Source organism: Candidatus Pelagibacter bacterium nBUS_27 (assembly GCF_051200985.1).
Taxonomy (GTDB): domain Bacteria; phylum Pseudomonadota; class Alphaproteobacteria; order Pelagibacterales; family Pelagibacteraceae; genus Pelagibacter.
Window position 1 is genome coordinate 826,765 of the sequence record NZ_CP172845.1, and the last position, 14,619, is coordinate 841,383.

A 14,619-nucleotide genomic window follows, 5' to 3' on the forward strand; every position below is an offset into this window, starting at 1 on the left:
TTGCATAGGTGTTATTTATTAAATAAGCAATATTTTTCAAGATTATTTTGTTATTTATCAACTATAAAATTATACAGGAGATACAATGAGTGCAGCAAATGTTTTAAAATTTATAAAAGAAAAAGAAGTTGAATTTGTAGACTTAAGATTTACAGACCCAAGAGGTAAACTTCAACATCTAACAATGGATGTAACTATTGTTGACGATGAAATGCTAGATGATGGAGTTTTTTTTGATGGCTCTTCAATAGCAGGCTGGAAAGCTATTAATGAATCAGACATGATTTTAAAACCTGACACTTCAAGAATGGAAATGGATCCATTTACCTCTCATAATACATTGATTCTGTTCTGTGATATTTTAGATGCTGTTAAAAAATCCCCTTACGAAAGAGACCCTAGAGGAACTGCTAAAAAAGCAGAGGAATATTTAAAATCTTCAGGTGTTGGTGATAAAGCTTTTTTTGGTCCAGAACCAGAATTTTTTGTGTTTGACGATGTAAGAATTAGCAATGACCCAAATAACACCGGATTTGTTTTAGATAGCAAAGAAGGTCCATACAACTCTGGAAAAGTTTATGAAAATGGAAATATGGGTCATAGACCTCCTGTAAAAGGTGGTTATTTTCCCGTACCTCCTGTTGATAGTGAGCAAGATATGCGAGGAGAATATTTAAAAAATTTAAAAGAAGTTGGAATTAAAGTTGAAAAACATCACCATGAAGTTGCTCCAAGTCAACATGAATTGGGAATGTATTTTGGAACATTGGTTGATCAAGCAGATAATGTTCAATTATATAAATATGTTGTACAAATGGTAACCCACTCATTTGGAAAAACTGCTACGTTTATGCCAAAACCTGTTGCTGGAGATAATGGTTCAGGAATGCATATTCATCAATCTATTTGGAAAGGAAATACACCTGTATTTTCTGGTGATGCATATGCTGGTTTATCAGAAACAGCTCTACATTATATTGGTGGAATTTTAAAACATGCTAAGGCGATTAATGCTTTTGCTAACTCAACAACAAATAGTTACAAAAGATTAATTCCTGGTTTCGAAGCACCTGTACTACTTGCGTATTCAGCAAGAAATAGATCTGCTTCTTGTCGTATACCAATTACATTAAGTAAAAATGGTGCTAGATGTGAAATAAGATTCCCGGATGCTTCTGGAAATCCTTATTTAACTTTTGCAGCAATGCTAATGGCTGGCCTAGATGGAATTAAAAATAAAATTCATCCAGGTGAATCATTTGATAAAGATTTATATGAATTACCTCCAGAAGAAGTTAGTGCTATCCCAACTGTTTGTGGCTCATTAAGAGAAGCTATGGAGAGTTTAGATAAAGATAGAGAATTTTTAACGCAAGGTGGTGTATTTACAGATGATCAAATTGATGCTTACATTGCACTTAAGTTTGAAGAAATTCACAAATTTGAACACGCACCTCATCCTGTTGAATTTGAGATGTATTATAGTAGCTAGTAATTAATTACTGTCTAGTTGTTGCGATTGTATCTTTGTTAACACCTTTTTTCACAACGTAGTCCTGCGTGCCGTTTGCACCAGTTTCTACTTCTTTACGAAGATCTTTAAAAAAAGTTCTTTGCTTTAAAGAATTTTTAAGGCTTTTAACAAGATTTTTAAACTCAAATGTGTTCATATGTGATTCTTACACTAGATATGCAAGATATGCAATACTGATATGCAAATAGTAGGACAATACGTCCTACTCTATCTTAAAAGACTCACCACACCCACAACGCTCAGTTTCATTCGGGTTATTAAAGACAAATGATGAGGATAATTCCTCTTTTTTATAATCCATTTCAGTTCCTAGGAGATACATAACTGCTGCTGAATCCACAAATACCTTAACACCTTTTTCTTCAATAACTTCATCGTTTGGATTAGCTATCTTGGTGTATTCCATAACATAAGACATTCCAGCACAACCACCTGTTTTAACTGACACTCTTACACCCAGTGAGTCTTTTTCAGCATTAGACATAATTTCTTTAATTCTCAATGCTGCATTATTACTTAGTTTTATTATAGGGTTCATTATAGATTTAGCTCCAATTTTGCCGCCTCTGACATCATATCTTTATTCCACGGTGGATCCCAAACTAATTCAAGATCAACATCATCTATTCCCTCAACTTGCATAGCACCATCTTTGACTTCCTTGGGTAAACTTTCTGCTACTGGACAATTGGGTGTAGTTAATGTCATTTTAATTTTTGCAAAATTATCATTTTCGACTTGAACATCATAAATTAAACCAAGTTCATAAATATTTACAGGCAGTTCTGGATCATAAATCTTTCTAATCTCTTCAATAATTTTTTCTTTTTTTGTCATCTTAATTCTCCGTATTTACTTGATCTTTTTTATTTTCAAAAGCTGAGACTAATGTGTGCCATGATAAAGTTGCACATTTTACTCTCATTGGGTATTGTTTTACTCCAGATAAACACATTAGTTTTGTTTTTTCATCTTCTTCTAGATATTCTGATTTAAGTTCAGGGTTTTCTTTAATCATCCCTAAAAAATCTTCGACAATTTCTTTTGCTTCATTTTCGTTTTTACCTTTAATTAAATCTGTCATAATAGATGCAGACGCCATTGAAATAGCACATCCACTTCCTTCAAAAGAAATATCTTCAACTATCATTTGTCCATTAAGTTTTAAATAAATATGAACATTATCTCCACATAAAGGATTGTTACCTTTGGCATCTTTATTGAAACCATCAGTCTTCCTCAAATTTTTTGGATTTTTACCATGTTCCAATATTATTTCTTGATATAATTCTTTTAAATTCATTTTAAATTAAATATTTTTTTACAGTTTTTAATTGAGTCGTTAAGCTTATCTAAATCATCTTTTGTATTATATATTCCAACTGATGCCCGTGCACTAGCAGGTATATTTAATTTATCATGTAATATTTGGCAGCAATGATGTCCTGCTCTTATAGCAACACCATCTTCATCTAAAATAGTTGCAATATCATGGGGATGTATACCTTCAATAGTAAAAGATAAAACTCCACCTTTGTCTTTAGGGCTTCCAATTAATTTAACAGAATTATTTTTTTGTAAAAGATCTTGACCATATTCAACTAATTCTGCCTCATGTTTCATAACATTGTCTATTCCAACACTCTCTAAAAATTTAATGGATTGGTCAAATGCTATAACTTGTGCCGTAGCCATCGTACCAGCTTCGTATTTATTAGGTAAATCACCGTAAGAAATCATATCTTTTTTAACTTCTTTGATCATGCCACCACCTCCTTGATATGGCGGCAACTCCTCTAACCATTTTTTCTTTCCATACAAAACACCCAACCCAGTTGGACCATACATTTTGTGACATGAAATAGCATAAAAATCACAATTAAGATCTTGCATATCTAGTTTTAAATGAGGTGCGCCCTGACAACCATCGACTACAACTACTATGTTTTTAGAGTGAGCAAGCTCGGTTATTTCTTTAATTGGTAAAATAGCACCTGTAACATTTGATAAATGTGTGATTGAAATTACCTTTGTTTTAGGTGTCAATTTTTTTTCTATTTCTTCTAGAGTGATTTCACCTTCTTCATTAATTTCTGCAAAATTAATTCTAATATTTTTTGATTTTCTTAAAAAATGCCAAGGAACATAATTAGAATGATGTTCTAGTTCTGTAATAAGTACTTCGTCTCCTTCTTGAAGAAAATTTTGACCCAAAGTATTTGCAACTAAATTAAGTGCCTCTGTAGCACCTTTTGTAAAAACAATTTCATTTTTATCTTTTGCATTAATATATTTTTGAACAGAGCTTCTTGTCCCTTCATATAAATTAGTAGCAGCAACAGCAAGATAATGAACACTTCTTCCTACATTGGAAAATTGCTTTGTATAAAATTCATTTATTCTATCGATTACAACTTTTGGTTTTTGTGAAGAGTTTGCACTATCTAAATAAACTAGATCATTATTTTGAATTTTTTTATCAAAAATTGGAAATTCTTTTTTTATATTATTTATGATCATTCTTGAATGCCTGTTAATTTTTTAACTAAGGATTTTACACTTTCATTTGTAATCTTTTCGACAACCTCATTTAAAAATCCATTTGTTAATAGTTTTTTTGACTGAGCATGACTTAGACCTCTAGACATTAAATAAAAAATAGAGTTTTCATCTATATTACCTGAAGTTGATCCATGAGAGCATTTTACATCATCAGCATAAATTTCTAATTCAGGTTTTGCATTAAACTCCACATTATCATTAAGCAATAGTGCTCTACTTAGCTGATAGCCATCAGTTTTTTGAGCTTTAGAGTCTACATAAATTTTACCTTGATAAACTCCTTTGGAATTTTCATTTAATACACTTTTTATTAATTGATAACTTTTACAATTTTCTTCGTTATGGTTTATCGAAGTTTTGATCTCATGGTGTTTTTTATTATCTAAATCAATAACCCCATTAAGTACAACTGAGCCATGATCGTTATTAAGAGAACAATTAATATCGTGTTTTGCAAATTTTGAACCTTTTGATAAAATAAAATACTCTAAATGACTATTTTTATCTAAATCAATATCTTTAAATGAATACTTAATATTAGATGTTGGATTGATGTCTAAACTATAATTTTTAAGAGTAGCATTTTTACCGATATTAATTTTTTGTCTAAAATTTAAAAAATTATTATTTGTAGTTTCGTTTGAAATGTTGATTACATCTATAGAAGTGTCATCTTCAAGATCAATGTCAAGTCTCATGTTTAAACCGTAACAGTCTAAATCTGATGTTAAATAATTGTATAAAACCAATGGTTTTTGTAACTGATAACCCTTATTAATTGTGATTTTAATATAGCTAGAAAGAAAGGCAGTATTTAAGTTTATTAACACATTTTCATTCAGTTCATTATCCAGTTCTAAATTTTGGTTTATACTAATTTTTTCTTTATCTTCATAACCAAAATCAATCTTAGATACGTTGCCGTTAATAAAAACTATTTTATTATGCTTAAATTCATTAATATAATCATTATTAATGCTTGATGTATTGTTTTCTTTATAAAAATCTAATTTTTCAAAATTAGTTGAAATGATTTGGTTTAAATCAGAAAATTTCCAATCTTCAATACGTTTATTTGGAAAGCCTTGTTCTAAAAATTTATTAAAATTTTTTTCTTTAATTTCTTTTTGTGAAATTGAATAATTTCCTTCACTTAGAGATTTTTCAAAATTTAACTTGATTTCATTTTGCATTAATTAAAATCCTCATATCCGACTTTTTCTAATTCTTTAGCTAACTCATAGTCACCTGATTTAATTATTTGACCATTTTTTAAGACATGTACAAAATCTGGTTTAATGTAATCAAGTAACCTTTGATAGTGAGTAATAATTAAAAAAGAATTTTCTTTATTTCTTAACGAATTTACACCTTCCGAAACTATCCTTAAAGCATCAATATCTAGGCCTGAGTCAGTTTCATCTAAAATAGAAAGTTTGGGATTTAAAATTGACATTTGTAAAATTTCATTTTTCTTTTTTTCTCCGCCAGAAAAGCCCACATTTAATTGTCTACTTAATATTTTTTCATCAAATTTTAATTCTGCTGCTTTTTGTTTAATCAATTTTAAAAATTCAATAGCATCTAATTCTTTCTCACCTCTAGCTTTTTTAATTGCATTAATCGAAGTTTTTAAAAAAGTATTAGTGTTAACTCCTGGAATTTCTAATGGATATTGAAATGCTAAAAAAATTCCTTTATGCGCTCTTTCCTCTGTTTCTAAATCCAATAAATTTTCACCCTCAAAAGTAATATTTCCATTTACTTCGTACCCTTTTTTTCCTGACAAAATATTTGATAATGTGCTTTTTCCAGAACCATTAGGGCCCATAATTGCGTGCACTTCTCCAGGATTTATATTTAAATTTAATCCTTTTAATATTTCTTTTTCTTCAATCTTTGCTTTTAAATTTTCAATCGTTAACATTTAACCAACACTCCCTTCTAAACTAATTCCAACTAACTTTTGTGCTTCAACGGCAAATTCCATAGGAAGTTGTTGTAAAACTTCTTTGCAAAAGCCATTTACAATCAAGCTAACCGCCTCTTCTTGATTTAATCCTCTTTGATTACAATAATATAACTGTTCATCACTTATTTTTGATGTAGTTGCCTCATGTTCAATATTTGATTTTGGGTTTTTGTTTTTAATGTAAGGAATAGTGTGAGCACCACATTTATTGCCCATCAATAACGAGTCACATTGAGTAAAATTTCTTGAATTATCAGCCTTTGAAGAAATATCAACTAAACCTCTATACATCATATCAGAATTACCAGCTGATATTCCTTTAGAAATTATCTTACTTTTTGTATTTTTTCCTAAATGGATCATTTTAGTTCCTGTGTCTGCTTTTTGATGATTGTTTGTAATTGCTATAGAGTAAAATTCTCCTACAGAGTTATCACCTTTTAAAATACAGCTTGGATATTTCCACGTTATTGCAGAACCAGTTTCAACTTGCGTCCAAGAAATTTTAGAATTTTTTCCCTTACACAAACCACGTTTTGTAACAAAGTTGTATATTCCACCTACGCCATCTTTATCTCCAGGATACCAATTTTGTACTGTTGAGTATTTAATTTCAGCATCATCCAATGCAATCAACTCAACGTTAGCAGCATGCAATTGATTTTCATCTCTCATTGGTGCGGTGCAACCTTCCAAATAACTTACATAGCTTCCTTTATCAGCAATAATTAATGTTCTTTCGAATTGACCAGTTTCAGATGCATTAATTCTAAAATATGTTGATAGTTCCATTGGACATTTTATTCCCTCTGGAATGTAAACAAAAGAACCATCTGTAAATACTGCCGAGTTAAGAGTTGCAAAGAAATGATCTGTTGTTGGTATAACAGAACCTAGATATTTTTTGACCAAGTCAGGATGTTTTTGAATAGCTTCAGACATTGAGCAAAAAATAATTCCTTGTTTAGTTAATTCCTCTTTAAATGTTGTTGCAACAGATACCGAGTCAAACACAGCATCAACGGCTATACCATTTAATCTTGCTTGTTCTTGCAATGGAATTCCAAGTTTTTTATAAGTTTCTAAAAGTTTAGGATCAAGCTCATCAAGGCTCTTGGGTTTATCATCCATACTTTTGGGCGCTGAATAATAATATAAATCTTGATAATCTATTTTTGGATACTTTGGTTTTTGCCAATTAGGTTCTTTTAATTGTTTAAATCTTTCAAATGCCTTAAGTCTAAAATCAAGCATCCACTGAGGTTCTTTTTTAATATTAGAAATAAACTTTATTACATCTTCATTTAGACCTTTAGGCGCTCTTGTGTTCTCAATATCAGTTGAAAAACCATATTTGTAATCTTTTAAATTATCAATTTCTTTTTGTCTGTTATCCATCTTTTAATTACTTTGATTGTTATTATCTTTTAATAAATCCTCTAAACTTTTCTTTTCAAAAAAACTGTTAATATGTGTTTCCAACTCATCCCAAAGATTGTGAGTAGAGCATTTTGTGGTTTTACCATTACAGCCTTTTTTTGACTCTTTTTTACATTGAACAGTTTTTACCTTTTCATCGACTGCATGAAAAATATTGGTAAGCTTTATCTCGTTCGGTTTTTTAGAAAGCACATAACCACCTTGTGTTCCCCTGGTACTTTGAACAATTTGATTTTTTTTTAATTTAGAAAAAATTTGCTCCAAATAATCCAGAGATATGCCCTGGCGCAAAGAAATGTCTCTTAGCGATACAGGATTAATGCCATCAAACCTGGCTAAATCTGCTAAAGCCATTACTGCATATCTACTCTTTGATGTTAATTTCATATTACCCTTTAAAATTGTGCGTTTTAAACATACCTGACTAAAATGGTCAAGTATATATTGGTCTAAAAAAACTAACATATTGTCGCTCACTTATGATAAACGTAGTTTTTTTTTGAGAATAATAATCAATATCGCATATGGATAATAAAATTTTAGAAATATTTATTCCAGGTCCCGCTGGAAGACTAGAAGCAAAATACTATAAGAGTAAAAAAAATACATCTCCAATTGCACTAGTGTTACAGCCACATCCTCAATATGGAGGAACCATGAACAACAAAGTTGTGGTAGATACTTTTCATACATTTATGGATAATGATTTTTCAGTATGTAGAGTAAATTTTAGAGGTGTTGGTAAAAGTGATGGTGAGTTTGATAACGGACAAGGTGAACTTGCAGATGCAGCTGCTGCATTAGACTGGCTTGAAAGAGAAAATTTTGACAACTCACAATGTTGGGTATCTGGATTTTCTTTTGGCTCATTAATTGCCATGCAACTATTAATGAGAAGACCAGAAATAAATAGATTTATTGCAATCTCTCCTCAACCAAATGTTTATGACTTTTCTTTTTTATCACCATGCCCTACCTCTGGACTGATGATTTATGGTAAAAAAGATGAATTAGTCCCTTTAGAATATATTACTGAACTAGACAAAAGATTAAGTGCTCAAAAAGGTATTAAAGTAGAATTTCAATCTGTCCCTGAAGCAAATCATTTTTTTTCAAAAACAGAAGAATCTTTAATCACAAATCTTGATAAATATATAAAAAAAGAAACTGCTCTTTACTAAAAGTTTTTAACTAACTTGCCACCTACTGTAGGTAATTCACAACCAGTAGTTTCTGGATATGATATTGGTAAATTTAAAAATGATCTAATTGCAAGATAACCAAATGCTTGTGACTCGATAAAATCTCCATTTAAATTATAATCATCAATAGAGTTTAAACTTATATTTTGTTTGTGAAATAAATAATCTTTAACACTTTGGATAAGAAAAGTATTTTTTCTCCCTCCACCGCAAACTAAATATTTTATTGGTTTAATATTGTTTCCATTAGCATGTTCAATACCTTTTGCTATTAGATAGGCAGTAAAATTTGTTATTGTTGCGCAACCATCTTCTAATGATAATCCTCTTGCAAATGAAATATCAAAATCTTTAACATCTAAGGATTTATCAAAACTATCTATTTTGAAGTTATCAATTACTTGATTTAAAATTAATTGATCAATTTTACCAGATTTTGCAATTGAACCATTCTCATCAAAATTATTTTTTGAATTTTTTCTTACCCATTCGTCAATCATACAATTACCGGGACCTGAATCAAAAGCTTCTAAGTTCTCTTCTAATTTTTCATCTTTTTTAATTATCTTAGTAATATTAGAAATTCCTCCAATATTAAGAAAGCAAAGAGGAAAATTTATTTGGAATTTTTCATTTATTCTTTTAGACAATAAGTTATGAAAAATAGGTGTTAACGGAGCGCCTTGGCCTTTATTCGCTAGATCTTCTTGCCTAAAATCATAAATAACTTTTTTTTTAACTAATTGGGACATTAACCTTCCATCTCCTAATTGTTTTGAAATCTTTTGCTCAGGATTATGAAAAATTGTTTGCCCATGAAAACCAACAAAATCAATCTCATCTTGATATTTTAATGACATCTCACTAACAATTTTACTGTGAAATATAGTAATTTCTCTTTCAAGCTCGTTTAATCTAGAAGAGTACAGCTTCAAATCATTACTGCTTAAAATTAAATTTCTTAATTTAATTAATTGTTGATGTAAATTTTCATTATATTCAAAATATTCATCTAAAACATTGGTAAATTGATTAAATCCATCTGATCTAATCAATGATACATCAACGCCATCCATTGAAGTTCCACTCATCAACCCAATAGCTGTATATAATTTATTTTTCATTGATATTCTTTTTAATAAAAATTTGTATATTGTGTAACTATAAGCTTATGAATAAATTTTTAAAAGAATTTAAAGATAGAGGATTCTTCTATCAATGTACAAATGAAGATGAATTGTCCAGCTTAATGGACAAGGAAAAAATTAAAGCTTACATCGGATTTGATTGCACTGCTGAAAGCTTACATGTTGGCAGCCTATTACAAATCATGTGTCTTAGATTGTTACAAAAAAATGGGCATAGACCGATTGTGCTACTGGGTGGAGGCACAACAAGAATTGGTGACCCTTCTGGAAAAGATAAAACAAGAAAAATACTAAGTGAAGAAGAAATTGAAAAAAATATTAAGAATATAAAAAATATACTAAAAAAATTTTTAGACAACAACGACCCAGAAACAAAACCTATATTTGTAAATAACTATACATGGCTTAAAAATTTGAATTATATCTCTTTTCTTCGGGACATAGGTAAACATTTTACAATTAATAGAATGCTAACTTTTGATAGTGTAAAATTAAGATTAGATAGAGAGCAATCTTTAAGCTACATGGAATTTAATTATATGATTTTACAAGCTTATGATTTTTTAGAACTAAACAAAAAAGAAAATTGTGTCTTACAAATAGGTGGCTCAGATCAATGGGGAAATATTGTTAACGGTGTTGAGCTTATCAAAAGATATTCAAATAAACAAAGTTATGGTCTAACGACCCCCTTAATTACTCTGGCCACAGGAGCTAAAATGGGAAAATCTGAAAATGGAGCAATTTGGTTGGATGAAAAATTTTTTTCAGCTTATGACTATTGGCAATTTTGGAGAAACACAGATGATAGAGATGTTATAAAATTTTTAAAAAATTTTACTGATATGAAAATGGAAGATATTAAGAAAATTGAAAATGATAATATCAATGATTTAAAAATAATTTTAGCTAATGAAACAACCACTATGCTTCATGGTGAAGATGCTGCTAAAAATTCAGAACAAGCTGCTAAAGAAGCATTTTCAGGTAATTCACTTGGATCAAGTTCACCATCTATCAAGATTAATTCCAAAAATATGAATAATAAATTTGATATAATTGATCTAATTATTCTTTCTAAATTAGAAAAATCCAAAAGTGAAATAAGAAGATTAATTAAAGGTAATGCAGTAAAAATTAATGATAAAGTTATTTCCAATGAGAAGTTAATTATTACAAGTGAATTTTTTAATAAAAACTACCTTAAACTTTCTATTGGAAAAAAAAGACATTTAAAAATTGAATTAGATTAGTTTTTTTTAATCTTTTCTAGCGTTCTAGTTATAAACCTTGGAGTTAATGTTTTTATTGGATTTACAGTTGTTTCAAGTTTTTGTGGAGGACCTTTTACTTTAAAACTTACTCCAAAAACACCTTCACCAGCTTTCTTTCCAATAAGCAAATCTCCAATTAATGGAATTGAAGCAATGGATCTATTAATTGTAGTCGCTGGAACCAATGTTCCTCTTAAACTAACTATATCATTTTTATCAATATAACCTTCAATTAAAATAGATATTGCTGGCCCAATTGCGTACAACTCTTTAATAGTCATAAGTTCATTTTTGTTTGTAAAATTCATTTCAAAATCTGTAAATCTAATACCTTCTCCTGTTAGTAAATCTGCCATCCCTTGAAGAGAAGCAAGGGCAAGTAACTTTGCCAATGCAGGAATTTCTTTGACTTTAAAATTATCTATAATCAATTTTGAATTTGAAGTGCCATTCTTTTTTGAGGAATAAAAATCTAAATAACCTTCATTACTATCTTCGAAACCTTTTATGAATTTATATCTTTTTACAAGTGGCTTGGCCCTAGATGAAAATAGAGTGGTAATTTTTTCACCATCTTTGGTTTTTATTGTAAATGTTAAATTTTCACTATCATCATATAGTGCTGATATATTAGCTTGAGCTACTTTGTTATCAACAATTCGAAGTTTACCACTTAAATTTTTAACAATACTATCATTATCAAGATAAACATTGGAAAAATTAAGTGTGATATCTATATTTTCTTTAAAAAGATTTAGTTGTTGATCATCTTTACTTTTTAACAAACTCGTAATCAGACTATCAGCATTAAATAATGATCCATTTAGCTCATAATCATTATTTTTAGTTCTACTAAATGTAAATTTGTTTTTCTTGTCTCTATTATCAAAATAATCTGAGTCAATTTTATCTACTTTCACTATTTTATTTTTCTCATCTATAATTAAATCATCAATTATTAAGCTGTTATTCTTTGATAAAAAACTAATTTTTTTAAAATCAAATCCAAATTTTTTTGTATAGCTTCCATTTATTTTTAATTGAGAATTTAAGTTTTTATTTTTTGTATAATTAATAAAATCTATATTTAAAGGTGTGTCATTAATTTCTAAATTAGTTTCAAAATTATATTTTTTATCTTTTGTTGAAAAAAAATATTCTATTTTATTCAATTCTTTCTCTAACTTAATTTTTCCTGAACCTTTCAGTGATAAATCATTACCTTTATAATTTAATTCAATTTTATGATCTTTTAGGTTTAAGATTTCATTAGTTTTAGGTAAATAATCTTTGATTAAATTTTGGTTTTTAATATCTAATTCACTTAATTGAATATTTGATACTAAATTTAAATCAGGACCGTTATTTGTTATTTCATAATCAATAAATTCAAATTTATTTTGAAGTTTAACCTGCCCCTTTCCTTCAATTGATAATTTCTTATTGGCATAATTAGCTTTTATCTCATGATCTTTTAAATCAATTAAGTCATTAATTTCGACGAAATTCTTACTAATTAAATTATCTTTTTTAAACTGAGAACTATCAATTAAAATGTTTGAATTGATTTCCAAATTATCAACTTTTAGCTGATCATTAATATTAAAAGAAAAATTATTATCTGACTCAAAGCTTGTGTTAATTAGATTAAATTGAGGATATTTTAATTTTATTATTTTAAGTAATTTTTCGTTTAAAGAAGAATTTTTATTTCTTATGTTGCCTTCAAGCGAATAAACTTTTTCATTTTTTTTAATATTTAGTTTCTTAGATAAAAAATTAATATTATTTGTATCAAAACTAATATCTCTAAAATTAAAATTATTTCCTGTAATATTAAAAAGAAAATTTATTTTTTCTAATTCATTTTTTTTAAATAAACTTATTTTACCATCTTTTAGTAATCCATTAACTTTATAATCTTCTTGGAGCTGACCAAACTCATCAAAATTGAATTCTAAATCAGCTATTAAATATCCTTTCTTTATAAATTGCTCTAAAAAAAATAATTCAGGTCTATTATTTATTGATCTTATAAATGATACAAAATTTTTAAGCAAAATTGGTTTAGTTGATATTTCTATTTTGGATGTAACTAATTGACTTTTAATTAATGAATTTAATGATACTCGGGTTTTTATATATTCAAGCTCAATTATCTTATCTTTAAAAATTATTTTAGTGTCTATTGTTTTTGCATTAAACTTAAAATTTAATGGGTCTAAGGTAAGTTTTATTTTTTTTAAACTAGTATCAAATTTATTATTTTTTTGCTTTACAAGATCTTGGATTTGTTTATTAAATTTTTCTGTCTCGATACCAATAGTGCTCAAATAAATTATTAATAAAATAAAAATTCCTACTACTATAGATATATATCTTAATATTTTTTTACTCATTTAATTTGATACAAAGATTGTTCTAAAAATTCATCTAAATCTCCATCTAAAACTTTATCTGGGCTCGTGCTTTCAAAATTTGTTCTATTATCTTTCACAAGTCTGTACGGTTGTAAAACATATGATCTAATTTGGTGCCCCCATCCAATTTCAGATTTAGAATTTTCTGTGTTTTGATTTTCTTGTTCTTTTTTTTTAATTTCATAATCATATAATCTTGCTTTTAGCATGTTCATGCATGTTTCTTTATTTTTATGTTGAGATCTTTCATTTTGACATTGAACAACAATTTTAGATGGTATGTGAGTAATTCTTACAGCACTATCTGTTGTATTTACATGCTGGCCACCTGCTCCACTAGATCGATATGTGTCAATTCTTAAATCTTTTTCAATAATTTCAATATTGATATTTTCATCAACTACTGGATATACCCATATACTTGCAAAACTTGTGTGTCGTCTCGCTCCAGAATCAAATGGTGATATTCTAACCAATCTATGGATCCCAGACTCTTTTTTAAGCCAACCAAAAACATAATCACCTTCAACTTTAATTGTTGATGATTTAATACCAGCTTCATCTCCTTTATGTTCACTAATTAAGTTTGATTTAAAATTTTTTTGGTCTGCCCATTTTAAGTACATTCTTCTCAACATTTCTGCCCAATCTTGACTTTCGGTGCCACCTGCGCCCGCGTGTATTTCTATGTAACAATCAAGAGAATCTGCTTCATTTGATAAAAAACACTTAACTTCATTTTTCTTTACTAAAGTTCTTAGTTCTTTAATATTTTGTAATACTTCTTTTTGCACAGACTCGTTTTTTTCTTCTAAGGCTAACTCACTTAAATCATCTAAATCTGATAGCTTTTCAATTGAAATTTTATAAGTGTTTAACAGGTCCTCAAATAATTTCTTTTCTTTAATTACTTTTTTTGAATTGTCTTTATCTTGCCAGAAATTAGCTTCTAACATTTTAGAGTTTAATGCTTCAAGTTTTGAATGAATATTATTTTTTTCAAAGATACTCCTTAACTCTTGAGTTAATTTTTTCTATTTCTTTTTTATAATCTTGATATTTATCAT

At 28.4% G+C, this 14,619-nt stretch carries 15 protein-coding genes; 3 read left to right on the forward strand and 12 right to left on the reverse strand.

Annotation, left to right across the window (positions count from 1 at the left end; translation table 11 throughout):
- The first annotated feature begins 85 nt into the window (after window positions 1-85).
- Window positions 86-1,492 carry a type I glutamate--ammonia ligase gene (gene glnA / locus ACIJYG_RS04550; RefSeq protein WP_435087570.1) on the forward strand — a complete coding sequence of 469 codons (1,407 nt, stop codon included), beginning with the start codon at window positions 86-88 and terminating at the stop codon, window positions 1,490-1,492.
- A 7-nt stretch (window positions 1,493-1,499) separates the two neighbouring features.
- Here glnA and ACIJYG_RS04555 read toward each other — a convergent pair whose 3' ends face one another.
- The 9 genes from ACIJYG_RS04555 to ACIJYG_RS04595 all read right to left on the reverse strand — a co-directional run bounded on the left by ACIJYG_RS04555 (window position 1,500) and on the right by ACIJYG_RS04595 (window position 7,895).
- Window positions 1,500-1,670 carry a hypothetical protein gene (locus tag ACIJYG_RS04555; RefSeq protein ID WP_435087572.1) on the reverse strand — a complete coding sequence of 57 codons (171 nt, stop codon included), beginning with the start codon at window positions 1,668-1,670 and terminating at the stop codon, window positions 1,500-1,502.
- Between the two features lie 66 nt (window positions 1,671-1,736).
- Window positions 1,737-2,072, reverse strand: coding sequence for a HesB/IscA family protein (locus ACIJYG_RS04560; protein WP_435095598.1), 336 nt, complete (start codon window positions 2,070-2,072; stop codon window positions 1,737-1,739).
- Complete coding sequence (locus tag ACIJYG_RS04565; protein ID WP_435087576.1) at window positions 2,072-2,371, reverse strand: SUF system Fe-S cluster assembly protein; 300 nt, start codon at window positions 2,369-2,371, stop codon at window positions 2,072-2,074. The genes ACIJYG_RS04560 and ACIJYG_RS04565 overlap by 1 nt, the downstream gene beginning before the upstream one ends.
- Before the next feature lies 1 nt (window position 2,372).
- Window positions 2,373-2,837, reverse strand: a complete 465-nt coding sequence (gene sufU, locus ACIJYG_RS04570; protein WP_435095601.1) for a Fe-S cluster assembly sulfur transfer protein SufU — start codon at window positions 2,835-2,837, stop codon at window positions 2,373-2,375.
- Window positions 2,834-4,054 carry an aminotransferase class V-fold PLP-dependent enzyme gene (locus ACIJYG_RS04575; RefSeq protein WP_435095604.1) on the reverse strand — a complete coding sequence of 407 codons (1,221 nt, stop codon included), beginning with the start codon at window positions 4,052-4,054 and terminating at the stop codon, window positions 2,834-2,836. The genes sufU and ACIJYG_RS04575 overlap by 4 nt, the downstream gene beginning before the upstream one ends.
- Window positions 4,051-5,289, reverse strand: a complete 1,239-nt coding sequence (gene sufD / locus ACIJYG_RS04580) for a Fe-S cluster assembly protein SufD (RefSeq protein ID WP_435095607.1) — start codon at window positions 5,287-5,289, stop codon at window positions 4,051-4,053. The genes ACIJYG_RS04575 and sufD overlap by 4 nt, the downstream gene beginning before the upstream one ends.
- Entirely contained in the window at window positions 5,289-6,023 is a 735-nt protein-coding gene (gene sufC / locus ACIJYG_RS04585; protein WP_435095610.1) for a Fe-S cluster assembly ATPase SufC, read from the reverse strand. Before sufC ends, sufD begins: the two co-directional genes overlap by 1 nt.
- On the reverse strand, window positions 6,024-7,466 hold the full coding sequence (gene sufB / locus ACIJYG_RS04590; RefSeq protein WP_435095613.1) for a Fe-S cluster assembly protein SufB: 1,443 nt from the start codon (window positions 7,464-7,466) through the stop codon (window positions 6,024-6,026).
- A 3-nt stretch (window positions 7,467-7,469) separates the two neighbouring features.
- A complete protein-coding gene (locus ACIJYG_RS04595; protein WP_435087588.1) occupies window positions 7,470-7,895 on the reverse strand; it encodes an Rrf2 family transcriptional regulator in 426 nt (141 codons plus the stop codon).
- Window positions 7,896-8,044: 149 nt separating this feature from the next.
- Between ACIJYG_RS04595 and ACIJYG_RS04600 the strand changes: the two genes are divergently transcribed.
- Entirely contained in the window at window positions 8,045-8,689 is a 645-nt protein-coding gene (locus tag ACIJYG_RS04600; protein ID WP_435089263.1) for an alpha/beta hydrolase, read from the forward strand.
- Here ACIJYG_RS04600 and ACIJYG_RS04605 read toward each other — a convergent pair.
- A complete protein-coding gene (locus ACIJYG_RS04605) occupies window positions 8,686-9,834 on the reverse strand; it encodes an anhydro-N-acetylmuramic acid kinase (RefSeq protein WP_435095616.1) in 1,149 nt (382 codons plus the stop codon). The two genes, ACIJYG_RS04600 and ACIJYG_RS04605, sit on opposite strands and share 4 nt — an antisense overlap.
- Window positions 9,835-9,881: 47 nt before the next feature.
- On the opposite strand from ACIJYG_RS04605, the gene tyrS reads away from it, so the two are divergent.
- On the forward strand, window positions 9,882-11,111 hold the full coding sequence (gene tyrS / locus ACIJYG_RS04610; RefSeq protein ID WP_435095619.1) for a tyrosine--tRNA ligase: 1,230 nt from the start codon (window positions 9,882-9,884) through the stop codon (window positions 11,109-11,111).
- Here tyrS and ACIJYG_RS04615 read toward each other — a convergent pair.
- Both ACIJYG_RS04615 and prfB read right to left on the reverse strand, forming a co-directional pair.
- The gene (locus ACIJYG_RS04615; RefSeq protein WP_435095622.1) at window positions 11,108-13,531 is read right to left on the reverse strand and encodes a hypothetical protein; all 2,424 of its coding nucleotides are present in this window, start codon (window positions 13,529-13,531) and stop codon (window positions 11,108-11,110) included. The two genes, tyrS and ACIJYG_RS04615, sit on opposite strands and share 4 nt — an antisense overlap.
- Complete coding sequence (gene prfB / locus ACIJYG_RS04620) at window positions 13,528-14,559, reverse strand: peptide chain release factor 2 (protein WP_435098859.1); 1,032 nt, start codon at window positions 14,557-14,559, stop codon at window positions 13,528-13,530. The genes ACIJYG_RS04615 and prfB overlap by 4 nt, the downstream gene beginning before the upstream one ends.
- Window positions 14,560-14,619 lie beyond the last annotated feature (60 nt).

What these genes read in the sequence shown, in the direction of transcription:
- ACIJYG_RS04595 (WP_435087588.1), bottom strand. Translation starts at nt 7,895, where the DNA reads ATGAAATTAACATCAAAGAGTAGATATGCAGTAATGGCTTTAGCAGAT.
- ACIJYG_RS04575 (WP_435095604.1), bottom strand. Translation starts at nt 4,054, where the DNA reads ATGATCATAAATAATATAAAAAAAGAATTTCCAATTTTTGATAAAAAA.
- ACIJYG_RS04555 (WP_435087572.1), bottom strand. Translation starts at nt 1,670, where the DNA reads ATGAACACATTTGAGTTTAAAAATCTTGTTAAAAGCCTTAAAAATTCT.
- ACIJYG_RS04560 (WP_435095598.1), bottom strand. Translation starts at nt 2,072, where the DNA reads ATGAACCCTATAATAAAACTAAGTAATAATGCAGCATTGAGAATTAAA.
- glnA (WP_435087570.1), top strand. Translation starts at nt 86, where the DNA reads ATGAGTGCAGCAAATGTTTTAAAATTTATAAAAGAAAAAGAAGTTGAA.
- ACIJYG_RS04605 (WP_435095616.1), bottom strand. Translation starts at nt 9,834, where the DNA reads ATGAAAAATAAATTATATACAGCTATTGGGTTGATGAGTGGAACTTCA.
- sufU (WP_435095601.1), bottom strand. Translation starts at nt 2,837, where the DNA reads ATGAATTTAAAAGAATTATATCAAGAAATAATATTGGAACATGGTAAA.
- sufC (WP_435095610.1), bottom strand. Translation starts at nt 6,023, where the DNA reads ATGTTAACGATTGAAAATTTAAAAGCAAAGATTGAAGAAAAAGAAATA.
- ACIJYG_RS04615 (WP_435095622.1), bottom strand. Translation starts at nt 13,531, where the DNA reads ATGAGTAAAAAAATATTAAGATATATATCTATAGTAGTAGGAATTTTT.
- sufD (WP_435095607.1), bottom strand. Translation starts at nt 5,289, where the DNA reads ATGCAAAATGAAATCAAGTTAAATTTTGAAAAATCTCTAAGTGAAGGA.
- tyrS (WP_435095619.1), top strand. Translation starts at nt 9,882, where the DNA reads ATGAATAAATTTTTAAAAGAATTTAAAGATAGAGGATTCTTCTATCAA.
- ACIJYG_RS04565 (WP_435087576.1), bottom strand. Translation starts at nt 2,371, where the DNA reads ATGACAAAAAAAGAAAAAATTATTGAAGAGATTAGAAAGATTTATGAT.
- sufB (WP_435095613.1), bottom strand. Translation starts at nt 7,466, where the DNA reads ATGGATAACAGACAAAAAGAAATTGATAATTTAAAAGATTACAAATAT.